Origin of the sequence: Baaleninema simplex PCC 7105 (assembly GCF_000332355.1) — a bacterium.
GTDB lineage: Bacteria > Cyanobacteriota > Cyanobacteriia > Cyanobacteriales > Geitlerinemataceae > Baaleninema > Baaleninema simplex.
The window spans coordinates 1,715,918-1,737,347 of sequence record NZ_KB235958.1; the positions used below are offsets into that span (position 1 = coordinate 1,715,918).

The following is a 21,430-nucleotide window of genomic DNA, read 5'->3' on the forward strand; positions in this document are numbered from 1 at the left end:
TCAAATCCACGTCCGACCTCACACTCGTCCCAACCGCATCACAGCAGTTTGAAACAGGATGGGTCACGGTAGAATCGACCCGAACCCCGAGATTAGAGAAGCAATTTTACAAAAGCTTTACCGAAGCCGATCGATTCCTTATTGTTTCTTTACCCAAACGCCTCCCACGCCTCCTAGGTTGGAAGAAGGCGGCAGTCGCACGACTCGAGCTGACTCTGCTATCGCCATCGCGACGCCGCCTCGATACTTTTCAACCTCACGAAAGGTTATGTCTCAACTCGTTTCTTTTTTGATTCAGCCACTCGATCGCTGGCTCGCATCCCTCGATGTAGAAAACCCAGGCATTGCGCGGGCGATCGTGCGGTTGATTCCAGCTCGATGTCCCTTCGAGCGAGATGTCGTGTGGTTCGGGCGATCGCTGTTCCGTATTCCCCCTCTGTGCAAGCTCAACCCCCTCTACGATCGCTTTGTGGAACTGCGGTTTCGCGCCCTTTGCTACCTCGTCGATACCGTCGGTGACTACGAACTGAGTAACAGTTAACTCGAGGAGGTGACAGCGTTAGAAAACAGCACGTCTTCGAGCTGTTTCACGGTTTTTTCGAGATCGTCGTTGACGACTCTTACGTCGAACTCCTCCGAGGCGGCGATCTCTTTTTTCGCGCGTTCTAACCGACGTTCGATGGCCGCTACGTCGTCCTGATTTCGACCTCGCAAGCGATTTTCCAATTCCTCAAACGACGGCGGTAAAACAAAAATCAATAGGGCGTCTGGAAAATGACGGCGAATCTGTCGCGCCCCTTCTAACTCGATTTCCAAAATTACCCATTTCCCCTGGGCGATTTGACGTTCGACAGACGCCCGAGGCGTTCCGTAGTAATTTCCGGCGAACTCTGCCCATTCGAGGAGTTCGCCGTTTTCAATACTGGCGACGAAGCGATCGCGACTGAGAAATTCGTAATCTCGTCCGTCGATCTCGCCAGGGCGGGGATCTCGCGTCGTCGCCGAAATCGATATATAAAGTTCTGGGTGGCGTTGGCGCAGTAACTGCAACAGCGTCCCTTTACCGACACCACTCGGCCCTGTCAGTACAATTAACCTTCCGTTTTGCACGATCGTTTGTCTTCAACTAGCACAACGGAGAGAGCGATCGCCACTGCAACCGATCTCCCCTTTGAATAACCCATACGCCATGCCGTTACGCTTGTCCATCTTTGTGGAACACAAATCGATTCGCCACCGTTTCCGGTTGAATCGCCGACAGGATGACATGGCTCGAATCAGTTACGATAACCGCTCGGGTTCGCCGACCGTACGTTGCATCGATTAACTGACCTCGTTCGCGGGCATCCGTAATGATACGCTTAATAGGAGCGGACTCCGGACTGACGATGGCGACAACGCGGTTAGCTGAAACAATGTTTCCAAAACCGATGTTGATAAGCTGAATGTCCATGATGAATCCTTGACTGACTGGTGTGAGGAACTGAGTGAAAAGACGATCTACCTCTCAATGTTAGATAGAATCCAAAATTTTGGCTGACTCTGGGCAAATTTCTGGAAAATCGCACGACTCGGCTGCCCCGAACCAAAGTCGCCAACGGAGTCCCTGTCGAGATTTCAGCAAATTCTTTCCCGTGCAACCCGTCGATTTCACCACTGTTGTCGCCATTTGTGCCGATTTGCGTTCCCGTTGGCTTCCCGCTCGTTTAGAGCAGGTGTACCAACGCGATCGCACCCGTATCGCCCTCGCACTTCGCACCCTGGAACGGCGAGGCTGGTTGCGGCTGTGTTGGCATCCGCAAGCGGCACATCTCTCTATGGCCTCGCCTCCTCCAAAAGATCCCGATACGTTTACCTTTAGCGACCAACTGCGCCACCAACTGAAAGGGTTGGCACTCGTGGCGATCGAACCGCTGGCCCCCTGGGAACGGGCTTTAGACTTTCAGTTCGCCCGTCGCCCCGGCGATCCAGTCTGCTGGCATCTCTACGTGGAGATTATGGGCAAGTATAGCAACGTCGTGCTGGCCAATGCCGACAACCTCGTTGTGACTGCCGCCCATCAAGTCACTGCCAAACAGTCGAGCGTTCGCCCCATCCTCACCGGACAGCCTTACGAACCGCCTCCAGCCCTCACCAGTGCCGTTCCCAGCTTAGAAGAACCGTTCGATCGCTGGAGAGAGCGAATTTCCCTAGTTCCCAACTCGCTTCGCCGTAACCTCCTCAAAACCTATCGCGGCCTCAGTTCTGCCCTCGTCCGCACCCTCGCCGCCACTGCCAATCTCGACGCCGAGCGCAACACCGATCGCTTCAGCGACGACGACTGGCACAATTTATATGAGGTTTGGCAAAAGTGGCTGATTTGCTTGGAAAAAGAGCAATTCCAACCGGGTTGGACGGAAAACGGCTATACGGTGTTGGGATGGGACGCGATCGAACCCGTCGAAGATATCCAAGTTCTCGTCGATACCTACTACAGCGATCGCCTCAACCGACAAAGTTTCCAACAACTGCACCACCAACTCACGCAAAAGGTCAGCAACGCCCTGGCGAAGCTCCAAGTCAAACGCCAAACCTTTCTCGATAAGTTACAGCAATCTGGCAACGCCGACCTGTTTCGCCAACAGGCGGATTTACTCATGGCGCACCTGTACGAGTGGAAACCGGGAATGAAGGCGATCTTCCTGGCGGACTTCGAGACTGGGGAACCTGTAAAACTGACCCTCGATCCCGAAAAAAATGCCGTACAGAACGCTCAATCGCTCTACAAGCGTCATCAAAAGCTCCGCAGGGCAAAAGAAGCCGTTAAGCCGTTACTCGCCGAAACAGAGTCAGAAATCCACTATCTGCAACAAGTCGATTCCGCCCTCTCGCAACTCGACGACTACCGCCACCCCGGAGATTTAATCGCTCTCGAAGAGATTCGCGACGAACTCGTCGAACAGAACTATCTTTCACTTCCCCAACATCGCAGTCGCAACACCGACGGAGAAGACAACTTCTACCACTACCGCACACCCAACGGTTTTGAAGTTCTCGTCGGACGCAACAACCGCCAAAACGACTTACTCTCGTTTCGCATTGCGGGGGATTACGATCTCTGGTTTCACACCCAAGAAATCCCCGGAAGTCACGTTTTACTTCGTCTCGATCCCGGCGCAGTTCCCGACGAAACAGATTTGCAGTTTACCGCCAACCTCGCCGCCTATTACAGTCGCGCCAGAGAAAGCGACGCCGCACCCGTTATCTACGCCGAACCGAAGTTTGTTTATAAGCCCAAAGGTGCGAAACCGGGAATGGCGATTTACAAACACGAAACGGTGATTTGGGGAAATCCCGGCGAAGTTGAGGAGATGAGTTGATGAGTTGATGAGTTGAGGGGATGGGGAGAGCGGAATCAGGTTCAGTAGAATTGGTACAAGGCGCGATCGCGAGAAGAACTCATGGCGACATCCTCCTCAGTCACGACTCGACACTACAGTCTTGCTGAATATCGCGAACTCGAGGCGATCGCCGAACGACGCCACGAATATCGAGATGGGGAAATCGTCGAAATGCCGGGAGGTTCCGTTAATCACAGCCGTCTCGTCGGTTCTCTTTACCGCATCTTTGAAGAGAGGCTCGAATCGACCCAGTACGAACCGTTTAACAGCGATTTGCGGCTTTGGATTCCCGCTGTCAATCGCGGCACTTATCCCGATTTGATGGTGGTCGATCGCGAACCCCTCCTCAACGACGATCGGACTGACGAAATTCTCAATCCCCGACTCATCGCCGAAGTGCTGTCTCCCTCCACCGCCGATCGCGATCGCGGCTCGAAATTTACCACTTATCGAACCATTCCCAGTTTTCGCGAATACCTACTCGTCAGCCAAAACGAACCTCTCATCGAACACTACTGGCAAACGGACGATCGCCGTTGGCATCTCGAAGACATACGGGGACTCGATACGGCGATCGAACTGCAACACCTCCCCCTCAGCATTTCTCTTCAACAGCTTTACCGTCGCGTTAGCTTCCCGTAAAGAACGAACGTGAGAAAACGAGGATCGCGTTGTCCCATCACACCGCCAAAAACTGCTGAATTACGTCCCGACTCAACTCGCTAGTCTCTCCCGAGGCGACGATTCCCCCTTTTTGCATGGCGGGTGTCAACGTTAGGTGGCACTTACCGCTGAGCTGCTCGTTCGTTCAGTTTTTCCGACATGGGATTTTGATAGAATTGTGATTGCGGTTGAGCCTTCTGCGAGGGATGATGCGGTCACTTCAACAACTGACAGAAGAAATACTCTCCTTACCGAGTGCATCGAGAGCGCTTCTTGCAGACAAGTTAATCGAAAGTTTGGAGTCCGACACTGACCCAACGATTCAAGCCGCTTGGGTAACTGAAGCCAAACGCCGGAGAGATGACGTGCGAAATGGGTCTGTTCGACCCATTTCAGGCGAAGATGCCCTAGAGCAAGTCAGACGATCGATCGAGCCATGAGGTATGTATTCCATCCTGAAGCGCTCAATGAATACGCTGAGGCAGCTCAATACTACACAGAGCAGCGAGTTGAAGTGGCTCAAGCATTCATCAACGCGATTGAGGATACAGTCGATCGGATTAGGGAATCTCCAACCCACTATGCCGCGATCGAGGAAGATGTTCGGCGGTGCATGGCGCGTAGATTTCCCTATGGTGTTCTCTACACAATTGAGCCGGACTACATCCTAATTTTGGCAGTCATGCATTGCAGTCGTGAGCCTGGGTATTGGAAAAGTCGCAAGTAAACGAGGATCGCGTTGTCCCATCACACCGCCAAAAACTGCTCGATCGCGTCCCGACTCAACTCACTGGTGTCTCCCGAGGCGACGATTCCCCCTTTCTGCATCGCGTAATAGCGATCGGCTTGGCGAATAAAATGTAAAGGTTTCTCAATAACTAGAAGGTAGGCACGCACTTCTGGCGCTCCTAAGTCTCTGGGTAGTATTTGTTGAGAAAAAGGATCGAGTTTTGGATATACTGGGTGCAAGGTTGCACGGTTTGGCGGCTGAGGTGCCGGAAGCGAGCGGTCTGGAACGGGCGATCGAGGAGTTTGGATAGTTGCGGTGTTTCCATCGCTCCAGCTACGGTAAAAGTCCCCAATATGGAGTTTTATCCGGCAACTGCGGTCTAACATCCATAATACTGGAGTTAGACCGCAAGTGCTTGACAACGCGCTGCCAAGGGGAGTTATCATATACTGGCGGTCTAATATATATTAGAACTTACGCACTTCAGTGCCGAACGCCCTAAATGTAGGGGTCGGTGGGTACTGTCCAACCTACATAAGGTGTAAATGCGTAAGCCGAGATATAGTTAGGCTGCTTCAACTCTTGGTGCGGATAGTGCATTAAAGTTGCTGGAAGCGGACTTGAGTTTTCTATTGCCTACAGGCAGATTACACAGTAGGCTTTACCGGATTGCTAGAATTGACTATGAATCCTGAGCGCTCAAGAGGACTTGCTAACTGTAAGGAAATATGAAGAGAAGATTTGTAGATCCCTTTTTCCCCAACCGACCTGTTGACGATCCATTAAGATTTGCAGGAAGACGGGAGCAAGTTGAAGAGGTTATTGATGCCTTATTTCAAATTCTAAATAGCAACCCAAAGCATTCCATAATTACTGGAGATCGAGGTATAGGTAAGAGTTCCCTATTGCTCCAAACAAAACTTCTTGCGAGTGGGGATAATCGTTTAGCTGAGAGACTCAAATTAGATCTAGGTGTAGAAAGCTATAAGTTTGCCACTGTTTGGCATGATTGTGACAAAGAACAAAACGTTCAAGGGCTAATTAATGGACTAACAAAAGAATTTGAATCTAAACTACATGGTTTTTTGGGCAACTTCAACTTCAAGTTGAATGTTTTAAAAACTCTTGAAGTTTCCAATAAAGATAGTAGCCTTGAGTGTATTTCTGAAATCGTGAATGCTTTCGTTGGTGATATAAAAAAGGCGCACGATCGTCTGAGCGAGAAAGGATATAACGGCATAATATTTTTTATTGATGAATTAGATCGCGTAGATCCCAGTTCAGGGGTCGCATCATTCTTCAAGTTAGCAAGTGAGCGAATGGCTAGGGAAAATTATAAAAATGTAGCGTTTATTGCCGCAGGTATTTCAGGAGCAATTCAGAAATTAGGGGTCTTCGGAGTTTGTGGTTATAAATGTATAGCATGATACAAAAAATCGAAGATTCGAGAGCCAAAACCCTTGAAATCTCGTGAAGTTAGTTTTTCTGTCACCCTAAACTCCGAAGAGCCAAATTAGAGGAAGAACACGCATCTGTTCTTCGCACATTTCGTGATATTCCAATTCCAAAATGGGAAGCCTCAGAAGGTGAGGAAATTTTAAAGGGCGGATTCCAAAAAGTTGGAGCCACTTATGATGAACAAGTTTGTGAGCGTGCTTACAAACTCTCTGCTGGTTTTCCGGAGCCACTTCATCTATTAGGTAGTGAAATTCTATCTGTAGATGACGACGATTATCTAGATCTAAAGGATCTTGAAGCAGCAAGACAAAAAGTGGTTAAGGATGTTCGCAAGAATAAATTCGAGAGCTTGTTAAAGTTAGCAGGTTCAGGAAAGTACCAATTTATTCTTGAGGCTATGGCTGAGCATAATGGACCCAATGTACCCCTAAGCTTTATTAGCGATAAGATAGGGTTGGCGCAGAATCAGTACAGTATTAACATGTCTACTCTTGTAGATCGAGGTATCATCAACAGGCTTGATAAGGGAGTTTATGGCTTTGTCGATCCTTTATTGAAGGAGTATATAAGGGAATTTGGAATCATCTCAGTTTCTACTGTTGAACAGGATTAGCTATCCCTCTTTTGTCAAACTGGGGTGATTTCCTGTTAGAAAAAGATCCTGAATCTCCTAACGTGCTTGAACTTGGGAGATTGTATTAGCTAAAAGTCTACAATCTGTAGAATTCAAGTCGAAATATTTATCAAACTCTCTCCTCGAAAAGCATTAAACGGTTGCGATCGAATTTTTATTCTGAGAATAACAAAATAGGGATATTGCAATCCTAAATCAGCTAAAAAATATCAAAAGGCTAAACCCCACGTAGTCCAGGCTGACCGCCTGGGATTATTTCCACGAGTCAAATAGGATTGCTATAGTAGACCTAGTCTCATCAGGTTAGGTGGGTCGCCAAGAGGAGCAAAAATGACTGAAACAGCGGAAAGACTGAAGCTTGAGCTTTCTCAACTCTCGGTTAAAGATCGTGCAGAGCTTGCTTACTTCCTAATTCACTCGTTGGATGAGGAGGTCGATTATGACGTAGAGAGTGCTTGGGATATTGAGTTAACGCGACGGATGCAAGAAATTAATGAAGGAACGGCTTCCGGTAAACCATTTAAGCAAGTATTTACCGAATTGAGAGAAAAATACTCGTGAAGCCTGTCATTATTCACAGTGAAGCGATCGAGGAGCTAGATGGGGCAGTTGCCTACTACGAAGATCGAAAGGTAGGTTTGGGACTCGATTTTCTGGCTGAAGTCGAACAAGCTCTCGGCAAAATTCAACAAAATCCAAATTTAGGAGCAGTCTACAAAGTTACAGGGTTACATCGATATGTAATTCAACGGTTTCCTTTTCTAATTTTTTACGCAGAATTTGAAGAGTGTATCTGGGTCGTTGCGATCGCACACGGAAAGCGTAGACCTGATTACTGGAGACAACGACAGATAGAGTAGTACCGAGTGCAAGCTAACAACCCCAATGCAGCGGACGGTTGAATTCCTCATTCTGTCGCTTTCCAACCGACTCGTTTCTGGAGGAGTTTTCGTTTCCCGATTTGATGGTGGTCGATGGCGAACCCCTCCTCAACGACGATCGGACTGACGAAATTCTCAATCCCCGACTCGTCGCCGAAGTGCTGTCTCCCTCCACCGCCGATCGCGATCGCGGCTCGAAATTTACCACTTATCGAACCATTCCCAGTTTTCGCGAATACCTACTCGTCAGCCAAAACGAACCTCTCATCGAACACTACTGGCAAACGGACGATCGCCGTTGGCATCTCGAAGACCTGAGAGGGTGACAAGGTAGACGGAAGCCAGACGGGACAATTGTTTGAGAGAATAGAGGAGTCCCAAAAAAGAGGGTGGCGTTTGCGGCCACCCCAACAAAAAAATGCTACCGACATTCTACCAAGATTTTCTGCGCATCCATCTCAATGAGAAGCAAATTGGGATCTTAAAGTGGCTGGTCTGGATACTGCAAATGCATCGGCAAGTCAAATTATCGACGTTAGCGCAGTTCTTTCCTCAACCGATAAAATACGACAGTCGCGTCACCAGCTTGCAACGATTTCTGAAGTTGCCTCAGTTGAGTGCCAAGTTGTTATGGTTTCCCCTTATCAAGAGGTGGCTGAAAGCTGAATATCGCGGCAACCACCTCAATCGGGAACAGCGACGAGCGCGTCCTCAACTCACCTTAAAGTCTCGAAAATATTTGGTGGTCGTCCTTGACCGAACTCAATGGAGAGACCGGAATTTGTTCATGGTGTCTCTAATTTGGGGGACTCATGCTTTACCGGTCTATTGGGAGTTATTACCCCAATTAGGCAGCAGTTCCTTGAGGCAACAGCAAAAAATATTAGCGCCGGTATTGAAGCTATTAAAACCTTATCCAGTGGTGGTAGTAGGCGACCGAGAATTTCAGAGTGCTAAACTGGCAGACTGGCTCAGGAAGCGAGGTGCGGACGCTGTATTGCGACAGAAGAAAAGTACCTATGTGGCGGATGCCAAGACTCGATGCCAAGCCTTAAAACACCGAGGCTTTCAACCGGGACAGTATCACTTCTTTGAAAACGTTAATGTCAACAAAGAAGAACCAGTTCGCGCTCTTAATCTCGGCGTTTATTGGAAACGTCGTTATCGAGGGAAAGGAGGGAAAGAACCTTGGTTATTGCTGACCACTCTCTCAGATGCTCAATTAGTTCGCCAAATTTACAGAGCGCGTTGGGGCATTGAAATGATGTTCCGAGACTGCAAAAGTGGCGGCTACAATCTTGAGTCAACTCGAGTCAGTCCTCCGCGACTTTTGGCGCTCATTTTGCTCATGACTTTAGCCTATTGGTTAGCAACTCGTTCGGGTCAGCGTCTCCTTGAATCTCACGTCCAATCCTATTTAGGTCGTTCAGACCTGACCCCTCAAGGTTTTCCTCATCATAGTGTTTTTTCCCTCGGATTATCCGGTTATGCTTGGAGTCAATCCCTGCTGCTCTGGAGAGATTGGATGTTGGCGCTCATGGCGTTGAAGCCTCACAAATCTCTCCATTTTCAACGAGGGCTAGAGGCTCTATCCCTTGTGAGGCAGGGGGTCTAGCTATGTTGTCACCCTCTCAGCTCGAAGACATACGGGGACTCGATACGGCGATCGAACTGCAACACCTCCCCGTCAGCATTTCTCTTCAACAGCTTTATCGTCGCATTAGCTTCCCGTAAAGAACGAACGTGAGAAAACGAGAATCGCGTTGTCCCATCACACCGCCAAAAACTGCTGAATTACGTCCCGACTCAACTCGCTAGTCTCTCCCGAGGCGACGATTCCCCCTTTCTGCATGGCGTAGTAGCGATCGGCTTGGCGGACGAAATGTAAATGTTGTTCCACTAACAACACCGAAATCCCCGTTTCTTCAATAATCCGACGCACCGCCGCTTCAATTTCCAAAATAATCGACGGTTGAATTCCCTCCGTCGGTTCGTCTAACACCAACAGTTTCGGTTCCCCCATCAACGCTCGAGCGATCGCCAACTGCTGTTGCTGTCCGCCACTCAAATCGCCCCCCATACGCCCCAACATGGTTTTCAGAACCGGAAACAACTCGAAAATCGACTCGGGAATCGTGGCGTTGCGTCGTTTCCCCGGACGAGCTTCTAACCCCAGTAACAGGTTTTCCTTCACCGTCACACGGGGAATGATTTCTCGCCCTTGGGGAACGTAGCCAATTCCCAACCTCGCCCGTTTGTCGGGGGAGAGAGTGTTAATGGGAGAGTCCATCAGTTCGATCGCCCCCGTTCTCGGTTTCAGCAACCCTACAATGGTCTTCAATAGTGTGGTTTTTCCCACGCCGTTTCGACCGATGAGACAGACCATTTGTCCACAAGGAACGCTCAAATCTACATTTCGCAAAATGTGACTTTCGCCGTAGTACACGTTTAATCCCGACACGCGCAACATCAAGTCAGATGCTGTGACGGGGGGATCGATAGTTGCGTTCGTCATGCTGCTTCTTCCTCTTGCTCTCCCAAATACACTTCAATCACGCGGGGGTCGTTCTGCACCTCGTCCATATTCCCTTCGCACAACAGCGATCCTTGGTGTAATACGCTGACAGTACGAGCGATTTGTCGGACGAATTCCATATCGTGTTCGATGACGACGATCGAATGACTCTGTGCTAACGCCAATAGGAGATTTCCCACGTTTTCCGTTTCTTCGTCCGTCAGTCCGGCTACCGGTTCGTCTACTAACAGCAAATCCGGCGATTGTGCGACTAACATTCCAATTTCTAACCGTTGCTTTTCTCCGTGAGAGAGTAACGCCGCCTGTAATTCCGCTTTCGCTGTCAAACCGATCGTTTCGAGAAGTCCGTTGACGGTGCGGCGATCGCTCTTTGTGGGTTTCCCCAGTAAGGTACGAAATACCCCTTTTTGGCGGTTGCTGGCGAGATCGAGGTTTTCTCGAACGGTCAAGTTGAGATAGACGCGAGGGGTTTGAAACTTGCGTCCGATTCCCATACGGGCGATTTGATGTTCGTTGTACGGCCGCAAATTTTGTCCTTGGAAATACACCTTTCCTTCGGTGGGTTTGACTTTTCCCGTAATCACGTCCAGAAAGGTGGTTTTTCCCGCTCCGTTGGGACCGATAACGACCCGCAACTCGCCGACGTTCATACTGAAATTGAGGTCGTTGAGGGCTTTGAACCCGTCAAAACTGACAGTGAGATTGTCGATTTCTAGAATTTTTTCGGTGGTTTGTTCTGACATCGATTCAGTGGCTCGATACGAACGTTAACATTATCAAATGCAACAGAAGTTTGTTGAGGTGTCAGGTTTAGTCCTTCAACCCAATTTACGATTTTTTAACGCTCGAGTTCTTCCCGTTCTTGTTGAATTTCTGGGTCTTGTTCGAGAGCCGGATACGTAATGAGTTGTTCTTGTAAACCGAGGAGCGATCGCAACTTGGGAATTCCCCAATCTCGCGCCCAGCCGAAAATTCCGTTAGGAAGAACCGTCACCACCAACAGGAATAACGCCCCTTGGAAAAACAACCAAACTTCTGGAAACTGTTCGCTGAGAAAAGTTTGTCCTAACCGCACTAACAGCGTTCCAATAATGGCACCGATGAGGGTCGCGCGACCGCCTACCGCCACCCAAATTACCATTTCGATCGAAAAGGCCACTTCCATTGCACTAGGGGTAATAATGCCCGTTTGCACGGTGTACAATGCCCCCGCAACACCCGCGATCGCTCCCGAAATCGCAAAGACCAAAACCTTGTATCCCGTGGGGTCGTATCCCGTAAAGCGAACCCGAGTTTCGTCGTCGCGAATCGCCACGAGCAACCGTCCGAACCGTCCCGTCGTCAACCAGCGACAGAGGAAATATACCAATAGCAACCCCAACAAAGATATTTCGTAGAACGCCAATTGTGCGCCCTCCGACCCGACTAAAACGCCAAAAATGGTTTCCGTGTCGGTTTTGAGTCCGTTCGTGCCGTTAATGAGCTTTTGTTGACCGTTGAAAAAGTTAAAAAAGACCAGCAACGCCGCTTGCGTCAAAATCGAAAAATAGACCCCTTTAATGCGGTTGCGAAAGACGAGGTAGCCCAGCAATCCCGCCACGATCGCGGGAATTACGAAAATAGCAACGATCGTCAAGGGAAACGAGTAAAAGGGCGTCCAAAACCAAGGCAGTTCCGTTACTCCGTACAACGTAAAAAATTCAGGAATTTGTCCCTCGGGCAGTTGTAGTTTTAAGTGCATCGCCAGAGCGTAGCCGCCGAGGGCGAAGAAAATACCGTGTCCCAAACTCAACAGCCCAGTATATCCCCAAATTAAATCGAGTCCCAACGCCACGATCGAGAGTGCGACAAACCGCCCTAAAAGTTTGAGTCGAAAAGCTGAGAGTAAGGCGGGCATGACGATCGCAAAGACTAACGCCAAACCGATGGCGATCGCGAGTTCGATAATCTGTTGCTTTTTCTGTTGTTGTCGCTTGGCAAAATTGCCGACTTCCGCATTCATTGTAAATACCTAGACAGCCTGGGTTTTATATTCTGAACTATTGCTTGCGATCGAGATCGACAAAACAAGACGCTTTTCCCGAACTTCCTTAAAGTTCTGCGGTACGTCCTTTTTGTGGAAAAATTCCCGATGGTTTCACCTGTAAGAACGCAATAATCAATGCAAACACCATAACTTTTGCCATACTCGTCGCGGCAAAAAACGTAAAGAAATCCGTCAAAGGTTGCAACGCATCACTATTAGAAAACATCAATGCCAAAGTTCCAGAGCCGATTAAATACGTCACGATTCCGATCGCTAACGCGGCGATAACCGTTCCGAACAAATTCCCCACACCTCCAACGACCACCACCATAAACACATCGACGATGTAATTTTGTCCCGTATTCGGACCGACCGATCCCAACAAGGTAATGGCACATCCTGCAATTCCCGCCAAGCCAGAACCGATCGCAAACGTCAACGCATCTACGGTATCGGTTGGAATTCCCAAACAAGCACTCATTTCGCGGTTTTGCGTGACGGCGCGGATTCGCAAACCCCAGATCGATCGATTCAAAAACCAGTAAATCCCCAGCAAACAAAGCACCGTTAAAACGATGATAAAAATCCGCGAATAGGGAAGTTGATAAATCCCCACGGAAAACCCACCCCGCAACCAAGCCGGGGGCGTTACGTCTACGTTTCGGGCGCTAAACCAGGGTTTTGTCAGGACTTCTACGCCAGTTTTCGATACCAACACCCCCGCCACCGCAGAAATCGCCAACGAAAGCGGAAGTAAAGCGGAAATTGCAGCGGTACGAATGCGCTCCCAATCGGTGCGTTTGCTGAGAAACCAGAGCCCGCCAAAAAACAACAGACAAAACAGGACAATTCCCAGAACTAATACACCGTTGACGCTGCGGACGAACTGACGCAAAATTAGACTGATTCCCCAGGTTGCGAGGAGAGTTTCTAGGGGGCGTCCGTAAAGGAAGCGAATGACGCCTCGCTCGAGGATCAGTCCTGCGATCGCCGACACGATAAACGCGACGGGAAGTGCCACGAAAATATAAAGGTTAAGCGCACCGTCGCCAAATCCTTGAAAGATGTTTTGAACGACGAAAGTTGCATAAGCCCCGAGCATCATTAATTCGCCGTGGGCTAAGTTAATAACACCCATCAAACCGAAGACGATCGCGAGTCCCAAGGCGGCGAGTAACAATACCGAACCAATACTGAAACCGTTAAAAATACCAACCGCAAGTTCTAGCATTTGCTGGTTAAAAGATTTACTTTACTCAAATCTTCAGTGCGCTCGAGCGGACACCCAAGGCACGCCCGAAGCAGAGCCTCGGGAACAACATTCCCAGGCGGTGCCTGGGAACGATGGTGCGACGGCGAATTGACCGACCCGAGAAGGCTCAAACGTCTTCAACCTTAAACCTTTCCCCTTTGCTGGGGTCAGACCAATCGCAGGCGTACCCCTTTGTTGCTGGAACATATTGATTCCACGCTTGCGGGGCAACCGGTTCGTCGGTGGACCAAACGATATCGAACAAGCCGTCATCGCGCACTTGACCGATACGAACCGTTTTCGAGAGGTGGTGGTTGGGGTTAACCGTCACCAACCCTTCGGGGGCTTGGAATTCTTGACCGATGGCCGCTTGACGGACGGCTTCGAGGTCGGTGGTTCCTGCTTGTTCGACCGCTTGCTTCCACAGGTACACCATGATGTACGCTGCTTCCATGGGATCGTTGGTCACGCGATCTTCGCCGTATTCGGCTTTGAAGGCTTGAACCCATTTTTCGTTTTCGGGAGTCTCGACGGTTTGGAAGTAGTTCCAAGAGGCGTAATGACCGATGAGGAACTCTTTCCCGATTTGTCGTACCTCTTCTTCGGCAATACTGACCGACATGACGGGGTATTTGTCCGGTGTCAAACCTGCCCCTTGCATTTGTTTGAAGAACGCGACGTTGCTGTCTCCGTTGAGGGTGTTGAAGATAATGCCGCCATCGGGCAGTGCTTGTTGAATTTTGGTAATAATCGGCGTGACTTCCGTACTTCCCAAGGGCAGATAATCTTCCCCGACGGTGTTGCCACCTTCGGCTTTCAGTTGTTCTTTAATGACGGTATTCGCCGTGCGGGGGAAAACATAGTCCGAGCCGACTAAGAAAAAGTCCGTTCCTTTATTATCGAGCAGCCATTGGACGGCAGGCTCGATCTGTTGGTTCGGCGCAGCTCCCGTATAAAAAATATTTTTCGAGCATTCTTGCCCTTCGTACTGCACGGGATACCATAACATATGGTCTTTCGACTCGAAAACGTCTTTGACCGCTTTGCGACTGGCAGACGTCCAACATCCGAAAACGACAGCGACTTGGTCTCGAACGATGAGTTTTGCGGCTTTTTCTGCAAATGTCGGCCAGTCTGAGGCTCCGTCTTCGACAACGGCTTCGATCTGTTTTCCGAGGACGCCGCCTGCCTCGTTAATTTCTTTAATTGCCAGTTTTTCGGCTTCGACCACGGTGGTTTCGCTAATTGCCATCGTGCCGCTGAGGGAGTGAAGAATGCCGACTTTAATCGTGTCGCCATTTTCGCCACCCGTTGCGCCGTCGCCGTTGCCGGTATCGGTTCCGGTTTCGGGGGGAGTGCTACAGGATTTTAACAGCAGGCTCGTTCCGAACGCTGCCGATCCGTATAGAAGAAATTTACGCCGACCTAACCCATTGCTCATAGTCAATTTTGTGAAAAAACTTAAATTCGCCAACCAGGGCAAAACGCTCGAAACGAGAGACTTTTTAATAGAAACTTAGGACGAGAAAAGACCCTCGGAACGTACCGAAAATCGGTAACGTTCGCGAGGTGCGATGTGGCATCATCTCAAGATCGAGCGCAGTAGGAAATTTCTGAAAAACGGTAACAAGAACGCCCTTTCGCTGATGTATCCTAGAGTAATTTAAAAGTAGTAATTGTAACGAGATATACAAAATATGCTTTGTCCGGTGGGGATAACGGGAAAGTGCGATCGCCGTTGCAAAAATCCCCCAGTCGCCCTCGATCGATTTCTGTCGCGCGATAGAGTTGTTGGCTCGATGGAATTGAGTAATGTAGCAGGTAAGCTGCGTGTCGAGACTTTCAAAACGTTTGAGGTGTTCTGCCTGCGAGCAGAACACCGCAACACGCACAATATTTAACGACGTAACGCACCGACTCCGACCCCAGGACACCCGACGCAACCATTACTATGAGTTCGACTGTTTCCCCTCAACCTCAAGATCGCCTTGCCCTATCTCAAACTGTCCGCGATAAAGCCAAAACCCTACGGATTACGGGTTGGGTCAGCTTTTGGCTGCAACTGTTCGCGACCTTTGCTATTGTCTTATCTCTGATTTTCGCCGTGACGGGTCGCGGTGTGGCGGAGGAGTCGAACCCCGGAATCGGCATGGGAATGTTTCTGGCCACCATCGGCGGCGTTGGGGCTGCGTTTTGCGTCGTGTTGTCGTTTCGCTTCGCCCGCGTGGGAAAACGACTACTCGATCCCCGCGTCGATCGCAATCCCAAAAGATCGAATACTGTGCGATCGCTGAAAATTGCAGCAGTTGTGGGGATCGTCGGGGCGATCGTCACACTCTTGGGATCGGGTGTAACTGCCAGCGTTTTGGTAGCCAAAACGATTTCTCAACCCCCCGGAACCACGCTAACACAAGCCAGTCACGCCGTCCGCGCCCTCGATGCCCTAGTCATGGTCGCTAACCTCAACGGGATCGCTGCCCACTTTATCGCCATGTTAGAAGCGTTCTGGCTCATCTACCGCATCGGTAACCCCGAAGATGTCGGCTTAACGTGAAGATCCGCCTTTCCCAATCCCAAAAACAACAAAGCCGCGAACAGTTGGGTTCGTGGCTCGCTGTTGATTGTAAAATACCCCCAGGGGAATTCGAATCCCCGTCGCCTCCGTGAAAGGGAGGTGTCCTAGGCCTCTAGACGATGGGGGCAGGTATTTGGGTAGCTCCTCGAGCCTTATTACCTTGCGGCTTTATTGCTCGAGCGTTTACCAATATAGCTGTGATTTCTCGAGCTGTCAAGTCCCCAAACCCAATTTTTTCAGAATTCACCAAGCAGGCGAAACCCGAACGCAACAAAGCAGCGAAGCCAACTGTCCGCTGCTCGCTGTTGATTGTAAAATACCCCCAGGGGAATTCGAATCCCCGTCGCCTCCGTGAAAGGGAGGTGTCCTAGGCCTCTAGACGATGGGGGCAGGTATTTTGTTTGGCGTCGGCAAATCTCGCTCGGGCGATTTCGCTTGAGCCTTTACTAAATTAACTAATATATTTGGAGCTGTCAAGTCCTCAAACCCAAATTTTTTCTAGAATTTTGAAGAAAGAGGGTTAAGTAGTTTGACAATAGCTGGCCAGGACTTGAATACAGCGATCGATCGCGCCCAAGGGAGCAATCTCGAAACCGTGGGTGTTTTGGGTGGGGAAGCCCAAACAGGCAGCTCGAGCAACGTGACCGAACTTCATGGCGATCGATCCGTCGCTGCCAAAGCCGCGAATCACCGCCTGTTGTAGCGGAACGTTCACCTCTTGCGCCGCCGCCCGCAATCGTGCGTTCAACCATTCATCGTAAACGCCGTATCCGTCTTGAGACAACAACACCGGCACTTCCTCATCTTCGATGGGATATTCCGGGGCGAGAGGGCAAACTTCTAAGGCGATGAGGGCGTCGAGGCGGTTACGGTTGGTGAAGTACAATGCTCCGATCGCTCCGACTTCTTCTTTCGCTGACGCCACCAAATACACCGTCATCAGCGGGTTTTTCACCCGTTCGGCTAACGCCAGCAAAATGGCAACGGATGCTTTGTTATCGAGGGTATAACTGGTGATGTAGTCGTCGATGCGAAAGGGACGTTTGCGGTGTTTTCCGACAACGACACGGGTTCCGGGGCGCACCCCTACTAAATCGAGATGTTCGCGCGATCGCTTGGTTTCGATCCAGGCGTCTTCCCAATTCAACGCGAACTCGCTTTGCAACGCCTTTTGGGGGGAATTGTGGGAAACGTGACGGGAACCGAAGCTGAGGATTCCCGGTATCGTGGCGCGATCGCCGAGGAGATCGACGACGCCTTCTCCATACACCCAGGGAAACGAACCGCCCAACGGACGGACGTTGACGCGTCCATCGGGTTCGATATCGTTGACGATCGCCCCGATTTCGTCTTTATGGCCGGTAATGGCGATCGCGCGATCGGGATTTTTCCCCGGAATCTTCGCGATGACGTTTTCCGCCTCGTCTTTCCAAACTTCGACGCCACAAGCTGCGAAGCGATCGAGCAACAGGCGATCGATCTCCCGTTCGTCACCGCTAGGGGAATGACACATCACCAAATCTTCAATCGTCTGACACAGTTCCTCAAACGCCAACTGAACCTCCTTGATCGCTAATTTACGCTAATGGGTCATTCTCCCATCTTTCGGTTGGGGGCGGTGCGTGACGCGGGAAGTCCATTCCCCTAACTTCGACACCATTGTTTCCCTGCGTCACGACACCCTACGCTCCTCATCTCCTCAGCTTGCGTTACGATCGACGTAACGTCGCAAACCTACGGAATTATGGCTACGACCCGAGAAATCGAAACCCTCGCCGCCGAAATCGCCGATAAAATCTATATCGACGTGGCCAAATGGCATCTTTACCTCGGTGACGCGCACTTACATATCCCCCTCGCCGAACGGTTTTATCCGATGTTGGAAAACGACGATCTCAGCGACGCCAACGTCCAAACGGTGTTGCAAAATATCTCGGTTCCCCTCGGTGGCGGACGCACGGAAGTTTCGCTGCTGGACTTGCTGCCTGCAACGTGTCAAAGTCAGTTGGTGGAGCTGTTAGAGGATTACCAAAAGGAAAATCTCTAGACAGTACGCTCGAATCACTTTTACACGATAGGCGAAATGCAAGTTCGACAAATTTTCGTTCATCCGGTTAAGGGATTGTCGCCCCAGTCGATCGCCCAGGCGGAATTACGAGAAAATTGGGGAATGGTGGGCGATCGCGCCTTTGGGTTAATGTTTGTCGATACGGGTAAAGAACCGGGAAGACTCGCCCCGTGGCAACAAAAAAAGCATTTCGCCGTTCAAAACGACTGGCCGCAGTTAGCCGCCTTATGCTGTCACTACGATTTCGACAGCCAAACCTTAACAGTGAAACGAAACCAGGAGGTTTTGCTGTCGGCGAAGACGAATGACGAGGGCGATCGCGATCGCATCGGCGCATTTTTCACCGAATACCTGCAAACCTTCACCCCCAGTTCCGCCGCCAGACATCCCCAAAAAGCTTCGATTTGCTTCGTCGGAACGGCGACGGGAGAAACCCAATATCGCGATCGCGAACCGGGACAAATTTCGATAATTTCCCAAGCCACCTTCGACGCGATCGCCCAAGCCGTCGGCGTCGAGGCCATCGATCCTCGGCGATTCCGCCCCAACTTCGTCGTCGAGGGAATTGCCGCCTGGGACGAATTCAACTGGATAGGGCGTCGCGTACAGTTAGGAAGCGTCCTCGTCGAAATCACCGCCCCCATCGGACGCTGTTTCAACATCAACGTCAACCCCGACACCGGAGAAGCCGATTTACCCCTATTGGCTCGACTTCCCCAACACTTCGGACACGCTCGTACCGGCGTCATCGCCAAAGTGTTAACCTCGGGAGCCGTCACCACCCACGACGAAATTTCTGTATACGGTGCGTAACGCGCGGATGACATGGGTTCGATAAACCTATGATGGGGGAGCTGTCAAAGGTGCGTAACGCGGGAACGAGATTGACCGGATGGCGGCCACAGGATTTCCCCCGCGTTACACACCCTTGTATGTTGGCAGCGTACATTGTCGGTGCGTGACGAGTTCTCGGTTTCACGATTTACACCCGATTTTTCAAGTCACGCACCCTACCGACTGGTGACTGTAAAAGACTGGTGACTGTAAAAGACTGGCGGCTGAAAAACCGACACCGTTTTGCCACAATTTTGATGTTTTCTGAGGGAAACTTCGGATATCGTCCTTTTTTAGATCGACACATGAAGCGAAAGACGTTACTTTCCTTGGCGTCCCTCTCTCTCTTGACTCCCAGTCTCGCACCCCGAGCCGTCGCCACACCCCCGCGAACTCCCGACATTGAAGAAACTTGCGAATTACTGGTGGTTGGTGGTGGGTTATCCGGTTCCGCCGCCGCTTACGAAGCTCTCCTCGACGGAAAAACCGTTTGCATGACGGAAATTACCGATTGGGTGGGGGGACAGATTTCCGCTCAAGGAACCTCTGCTCTCGACGAACGTGCCACGCAACGGAGTTTGCTGTACTATCCTCGAGGGTATCTGGCGTTACGAACTGCCATTGAAGATCGTTACAACCTTCTCAATCCGGGGGCTTGTTGGGTCAGCGAGTCCTGTTTCATGCCCTACGACGGTCACGAGTTGCTGTTTGAAATCCTCGAAGATGCCGAAGATGCCGGAGATGGGACGCTGAAATGGTTTCCCAATACGGTAGTCAAAGATTTGGAGTATAACGCTGAAGGTAACATTATTTCTGCGGCGATCGCCATTCAACACCAACCCGTCCCCGACGCTCCCCCGATTAATACGTTTCCCCTGTCTGCAACCATCGAAGACGCCTATCGTTACGAAGATTCCGATCGCTTCGAGAAGGCGATCGTTCGGTTTGTCCCGCAACCGTTAGACAAAGACGAACCGCCGCGAACTTCCCCCAACTGGTACGTCATCGACGCCACAGAAACCGGAGAACTCATCGGCTTAGCGGACGTTCCCTATCGCGTGGGAATCGATCCCCGCTCCTATCTCGAACCCTCTTCTTCGAGCGAAACCGGCGATCCCTACTGTACCCAAGGTTTCACCTACACCTTCGCGATGGAGGCGACGGAGGAACCCCAAAACCACGAAATGCCGGAATTTTACCCCCAGTACGAACCCTATTACAGCTACGAACTCGATCGCCTGGCGGACTTCACCCTGGTTTACACCTATCGCCGCATCCACAGCATGAAGCCGAAGGAAGACTTACCGGGGAACGTGCGAGAATACCCGATTTATCCCGGCGACATCTCCATGCAAAACTGGACTTGGGGGAACGACTATCGCCCCGGAACCGCCGAGGACAACTTGATTTACACCCGCAACCAACTCGCGGAAACCGGACAACTCGAACCCGGCGGATGGCTGGGGGGACTGCGAACGGAGACACTGCGGCGAGGTGAAGAAAATGCGATCGGTTACTTTTATTGGTTGGTTCGCGGAACCACCGATTCCCAATTAGGAGACGGCGTCAAAGAACCCCACCCCAACCACCGCTACCTCAGTGGGTTCGACTCGCCGATGGGAACCGCTCACGGTTTGTCGAAGTATCCTTATATGCGGGAAGGACGGCGGATTGTGGGTCGTCCCGACTGGACGCATCGCGACGGGTTTACCGTGTGGGAAGTGGACATTTCCCAAGCGGATTTTCGTGAGGATTTCTACCGCATTAATTTACTTCCCGAGGAATTTCGCCAATTGTGGGCGGTGTTATCGGGGTTAGAGGCGACGGCGGTAGCTACACGGGAGATTCCGCCAGAAGAAGCCGAACGGCGAATGCGATCGACCCTGTTTCCCGATACGGTGGGAATCGGACATTATGCGATCGACTTTCACCCTTGCATGGCGTTGAGTCCCCCAGAAGCCCCTGGAAATTACGAGCGTCCGGGGGAACGGCGAGGTGCAGGACGGGCGTTTCCGTTTCAAATTCCCCTGCGATCGACCATTCCGCAGAAGTTAGACAACCTTTTAGTCGCCGGAAAAAGCATCGCCACGAGTCACATTGCAGCGGCGGCGTACCGAGTTCATTCGTTTGAATGGTCGGCTGGGGCTGCGGTGGGAACCACAGCGGCCTTTGCGTTAGAAAACGACATTGCACCTTACGAGTTGGTGGACGATTTGCCTTATCCCGAACCGCAGTTAGAGGCGTTGCAACGACGGTTGACGGATAATGGAAATCCGGTCGTGTTCCCCAATACGTCGATTTTTAACAATACTTGGGATAACTGGGATTAGTTGTCAGATTTGTAACCTTCTCCCCAATCTCTTTCTAGATAAGAGGTTGGGGAGATATGACGG

General features: G+C 50.7%; 23 protein-coding genes, 2 tRNA genes and 2 pseudogenes. 15 read left to right on the forward strand and 12 right to left on the reverse strand.

What is annotated here, in order from left to right; translation table 11 throughout:
• Positions 1-268: 268 nt before the first annotated feature.
• Complete coding sequence (locus tag GEI7105_RS0109625; protein ID WP_083862439.1) at positions 269-541, forward strand: Mo-dependent nitrogenase C-terminal domain-containing protein; 273 nt, start codon at positions 269-271, stop codon at positions 539-541.
• Here the strand turns inward: GEI7105_RS0109625 and gmk are convergent.
• Both gmk and remA read right to left on the reverse strand, forming a co-directional pair.
• Complete coding sequence (gene gmk / locus GEI7105_RS0109630; protein WP_017660270.1) at positions 538-1,110, reverse strand: guanylate kinase; 573 nt, start codon at positions 1,108-1,110, stop codon at positions 538-540. The genes GEI7105_RS0109625 and gmk overlap by 4 nt on opposite strands.
• An 85-nt stretch (positions 1,111-1,195) precedes the next feature.
• The gene (gene remA, locus GEI7105_RS0109635) at positions 1,196-1,453 is read right to left on the reverse strand and encodes an extracellular matrix/biofilm regulator RemA (protein ID WP_017660271.1); all 258 of its coding nucleotides are present in this window, start codon (positions 1,451-1,453) and stop codon (positions 1,196-1,198) included.
• 181 nt (positions 1,454-1,634) lie between these two features.
• Between remA and GEI7105_RS0109640 the strand changes: the two genes are divergently transcribed.
• Both GEI7105_RS0109640 and GEI7105_RS0109645 read left to right on the forward strand, forming a co-directional pair.
• A complete protein-coding gene (locus GEI7105_RS0109640; protein WP_026097548.1) occupies positions 1,635-3,359 on the forward strand; it encodes an Rqc2 family fibronectin-binding protein in 1,725 nt (574 codons plus the stop codon).
• Positions 3,360-3,440: 81 nt separating this feature from the next.
• Positions 3,441-4,022 carry a Uma2 family endonuclease gene (locus GEI7105_RS0109645; RefSeq protein WP_017660273.1) on the forward strand — a complete coding sequence of 194 codons (582 nt, stop codon included), beginning with the start codon at positions 3,441-3,443 and terminating at the stop codon, positions 4,020-4,022.
• A gap of 37 nt (positions 4,023-4,059) precedes the next feature.
• Here the strand turns inward: GEI7105_RS0109645 and GEI7105_RS37025 are convergent.
• Positions 4,060-4,143 (reverse strand): annotated as a pseudogene (locus tag GEI7105_RS37025) (ABC transporter ATP-binding protein); the annotation flags it as partial.
• Between the two features lie 109 nt (positions 4,144-4,252).
• On the opposite strand from GEI7105_RS37025, the gene GEI7105_RS34685 reads away from it, so the two are divergent.
• A complete protein-coding gene (locus GEI7105_RS34685; protein WP_071592060.1) occupies positions 4,253-4,483 on the forward strand; it encodes an addiction module protein in 231 nt (76 codons plus the stop codon).
• The gene (locus GEI7105_RS0109655; protein WP_017660274.1) at positions 4,480-4,770 is read left to right on the forward strand and encodes a type II toxin-antitoxin system RelE/ParE family toxin; all 291 of its coding nucleotides are present in this window, start codon (positions 4,480-4,482) and stop codon (positions 4,768-4,770) included. Before GEI7105_RS34685 ends, GEI7105_RS0109655 begins: the two co-directional genes overlap by 4 nt.
• 20 nt (positions 4,771-4,790) lie before the next feature.
• Here GEI7105_RS0109655 and GEI7105_RS34690 read toward each other — a convergent pair.
• A pseudogene (locus GEI7105_RS34690) lies at positions 4,791-4,916 on the reverse strand (ABC transporter ATP-binding protein); the annotation flags it as partial.
• A 585-nt stretch (positions 4,917-5,501) separates the two neighbouring features.
• On the opposite strand from GEI7105_RS34690, the gene GEI7105_RS29830 reads away from it, so the two are divergent.
• The 6 genes from GEI7105_RS29830 (at position 5,502) to GEI7105_RS0109690 (ending at position 9,361) form a co-directional block, all read left to right on the forward strand.
• Positions 5,502-6,200 (forward strand): ATP-binding protein, encoded by a 699-nt coding sequence (locus GEI7105_RS29830; protein WP_017660276.1) that lies wholly within the window; start codon positions 5,502-5,504, stop codon positions 6,198-6,200.
• A gap of 380 nt (positions 6,201-6,580) precedes the next feature.
• Entirely contained in the window at positions 6,581-6,844 is a 264-nt protein-coding gene (locus GEI7105_RS33320; RefSeq protein WP_218959066.1) for a DUF8462 domain-containing protein, read from the forward strand.
• Positions 6,845-7,195: 351 nt separating this feature from the next.
• Positions 7,196-7,426: an addiction module protein gene (locus tag GEI7105_RS0109675; protein ID WP_017660278.1), complete on the forward strand. Its 231-nt coding sequence runs from the start codon at positions 7,196-7,198 to the stop codon at positions 7,424-7,426.
• Positions 7,423-7,725, forward strand: coding sequence for a type II toxin-antitoxin system RelE/ParE family toxin (locus GEI7105_RS0109680; RefSeq protein WP_017660279.1), 303 nt, complete (start codon positions 7,423-7,425; stop codon positions 7,723-7,725). Before GEI7105_RS0109675 ends, GEI7105_RS0109680 begins: the two co-directional genes overlap by 4 nt.
• 38 nt (positions 7,726-7,763) lie before the next feature.
• Positions 7,764-8,072 (forward strand): Uma2 family endonuclease, encoded by a 309-nt coding sequence (locus GEI7105_RS29840; protein WP_245555395.1) that lies wholly within the window; start codon positions 7,764-7,766, stop codon positions 8,070-8,072.
• Positions 8,073-8,164: 92 nt separating this feature from the next.
• The gene (locus tag GEI7105_RS0109690) at positions 8,165-9,361 is read left to right on the forward strand and encodes an IS4 family transposase (protein ID WP_017660281.1); all 1,197 of its coding nucleotides are present in this window, start codon (positions 8,165-8,167) and stop codon (positions 9,359-9,361) included.
• 156 nt (positions 9,362-9,517) lie between these two features.
• On the opposite strand, the gene urtE is transcribed toward GEI7105_RS0109690, so the two are convergent.
• The 5 genes from urtE to urtA form a co-directional block, all read right to left on the reverse strand.
• Positions 9,518-10,216, reverse strand: a complete 699-nt coding sequence (gene urtE / locus GEI7105_RS0109700; protein ID WP_017660283.1) for an urea ABC transporter ATP-binding subunit UrtE — start codon at positions 10,214-10,216, stop codon at positions 9,518-9,520.
• A gap of 41 nt (positions 10,217-10,257) precedes the next feature.
• On the reverse strand, positions 10,258-11,025 hold the full coding sequence (gene urtD / locus GEI7105_RS0109705; protein WP_017660284.1) for an urea ABC transporter ATP-binding protein UrtD: 768 nt from the start codon (positions 11,023-11,025) through the stop codon (positions 10,258-10,260).
• A 95-nt stretch (positions 11,026-11,120) separates the two neighbouring features.
• A complete protein-coding gene (gene urtC, locus GEI7105_RS0109710) occupies positions 11,121-12,284 on the reverse strand; it encodes an urea ABC transporter permease subunit UrtC (RefSeq protein ID WP_017660285.1) in 1,164 nt (387 codons plus the stop codon).
• Between the two features lie 88 nt (positions 12,285-12,372).
• Positions 12,373-13,539: an ABC transporter permease subunit gene (locus GEI7105_RS0109715; RefSeq protein WP_017660286.1), complete on the reverse strand. Its 1,167-nt coding sequence runs from the start codon at positions 13,537-13,539 to the stop codon at positions 12,373-12,375.
• Between the two features lie 148 nt (positions 13,540-13,687).
• On the reverse strand, positions 13,688-15,001 hold the full coding sequence (urtA, locus tag GEI7105_RS0109720) for an urea ABC transporter substrate-binding protein (protein ID WP_017660287.1): 1,314 nt from the start codon (positions 14,999-15,001) through the stop codon (positions 13,688-13,690).
• Positions 15,002-15,511: 510 nt separating this feature from the next.
• Between urtA and GEI7105_RS0109725 the strand changes: the two genes are divergently transcribed.
• Positions 15,512-16,114, forward strand: coding sequence for a DUF3611 family protein (locus tag GEI7105_RS0109725; RefSeq protein ID WP_017660288.1), 603 nt, complete (start codon positions 15,512-15,514; stop codon positions 16,112-16,114).
• 75 nt (positions 16,115-16,189) lie between these two features.
• Here the strand turns inward: GEI7105_RS0109725 and GEI7105_RS0109730 are convergent.
• The 3 genes from GEI7105_RS0109730 to GEI7105_RS0109740 all read right to left on the reverse strand — a co-directional run bounded on the left by GEI7105_RS0109730 (position 16,190) and on the right by GEI7105_RS0109740 (position 17,648).
• Positions 16,190-16,262 (reverse strand) — tRNA-Glu (locus GEI7105_RS0109730).
• 190 nt (positions 16,263-16,452) lie between these two features.
• Positions 16,453-16,525, reverse strand: a tRNA-Glu gene (locus GEI7105_RS0109735).
• Positions 16,526-16,655: 130 nt separating this feature from the next.
• Entirely contained in the window at positions 16,656-17,648 is a 993-nt protein-coding gene (locus GEI7105_RS0109740) for a M42 family metallopeptidase (protein WP_017660289.1), read from the reverse strand.
• 231 nt (positions 17,649-17,879) lie between these two features.
• On the opposite strand from GEI7105_RS0109740, the gene GEI7105_RS0109745 reads away from it, so the two are divergent.
• The 3 genes from GEI7105_RS0109745 to GEI7105_RS0109755 all read left to right on the forward strand — a co-directional run bounded on the left by GEI7105_RS0109745 (position 17,880) and on the right by GEI7105_RS0109755 (position 21,367).
• Positions 17,880-18,182, forward strand: a complete 303-nt coding sequence (locus GEI7105_RS0109745; RefSeq protein ID WP_017660290.1) for a DUF3181 family protein — start codon at positions 17,880-17,882, stop codon at positions 18,180-18,182.
• A gap of 36 nt (positions 18,183-18,218) precedes the next feature.
• Positions 18,219-19,016, forward strand: coding sequence for an MOSC domain-containing protein (locus GEI7105_RS0109750; protein ID WP_017660291.1), 798 nt, complete (start codon positions 18,219-18,221; stop codon positions 19,014-19,016).
• Positions 19,017-19,294: 278 nt separating this feature from the next.
• Complete coding sequence (locus GEI7105_RS0109755; RefSeq protein WP_017660292.1) at positions 19,295-21,367, forward strand: FAD-dependent oxidoreductase; 2,073 nt, start codon at positions 19,295-19,297, stop codon at positions 21,365-21,367.
• The last annotated feature ends 63 nt before the right edge of the window (positions 21,368-21,430 follow it).

Coding starts and splice junctions, on each gene's coding strand:
- GEI7105_RS0109655 (WP_017660274.1), top strand. CDS start 4,480: ATGAGGTATGTATTCCATCCTGAAGCGCTCAATGAATACGCTGAGGCA.
- GEI7105_RS29830 (WP_017660276.1), top strand. CDS start 5,502: ATGAAGAGAAGATTTGTAGATCCCTTTTTCCCCAACCGACCTGTTGAC.
- urtE (WP_017660283.1), bottom strand. CDS start 10,216: ATGTTGCGCGTGTCGGGATTAAACGTGTACTACGGCGAAAGTCACATT.
- GEI7105_RS0109625 (WP_083862439.1), top strand. CDS start 269: ATGTCTCAACTCGTTTCTTTTTTGATTCAGCCACTCGATCGCTGGCTC.
- GEI7105_RS0109745 (WP_017660290.1), top strand. CDS start 17,880: ATGGCTACGACCCGAGAAATCGAAACCCTCGCCGCCGAAATCGCCGAT.
- remA (WP_017660271.1), bottom strand. CDS start 1,453: ATGGACATTCAGCTTATCAACATCGGTTTTGGAAACATTGTTTCAGCT.
- GEI7105_RS0109725 (WP_017660288.1), top strand. CDS start 15,512: ATGAGTTCGACTGTTTCCCCTCAACCTCAAGATCGCCTTGCCCTATCT.
- GEI7105_RS34685 (WP_071592060.1), top strand. CDS start 4,253: ATGCGGTCACTTCAACAACTGACAGAAGAAATACTCTCCTTACCGAGT.
- urtA (WP_017660287.1), bottom strand. CDS start 15,001: ATGAGCAATGGGTTAGGTCGGCGTAAATTTCTTCTATACGGATCGGCA.
- urtC (WP_017660285.1), bottom strand. CDS start 12,284: ATGAATGCGGAAGTCGGCAATTTTGCCAAGCGACAACAACAGAAAAAG.
- GEI7105_RS0109675 (WP_017660278.1), top strand. CDS start 7,196: ATGACTGAAACAGCGGAAAGACTGAAGCTTGAGCTTTCTCAACTCTCG.
- urtD (WP_017660284.1), bottom strand. CDS start 11,025: ATGTCAGAACAAACCACCGAAAAAATTCTAGAAATCGACAATCTCACT.
- GEI7105_RS0109715 (WP_017660286.1), bottom strand. CDS start 13,539: ATGCTAGAACTTGCGGTTGGTATTTTTAACGGTTTCAGTATTGGTTCG.
- GEI7105_RS0109645 (WP_017660273.1), top strand. CDS start 3,441: ATGGCGACATCCTCCTCAGTCACGACTCGACACTACAGTCTTGCTGAA.
- GEI7105_RS0109750 (WP_017660291.1), top strand. CDS start 18,219: ATGCAAGTTCGACAAATTTTCGTTCATCCGGTTAAGGGATTGTCGCCC.
- GEI7105_RS0109740 (WP_017660289.1), bottom strand. CDS start 17,648: ATGTGTCATTCCCCTAGCGGTGACGAACGGGAGATCGATCGCCTGTTG.
- GEI7105_RS0109690 (WP_017660281.1), top strand. CDS start 8,165: ATGCTACCGACATTCTACCAAGATTTTCTGCGCATCCATCTCAATGAG.
- GEI7105_RS0109755 (WP_017660292.1), top strand. CDS start 19,295: ATGTTTTCTGAGGGAAACTTCGGATATCGTCCTTTTTTAGATCGACAC.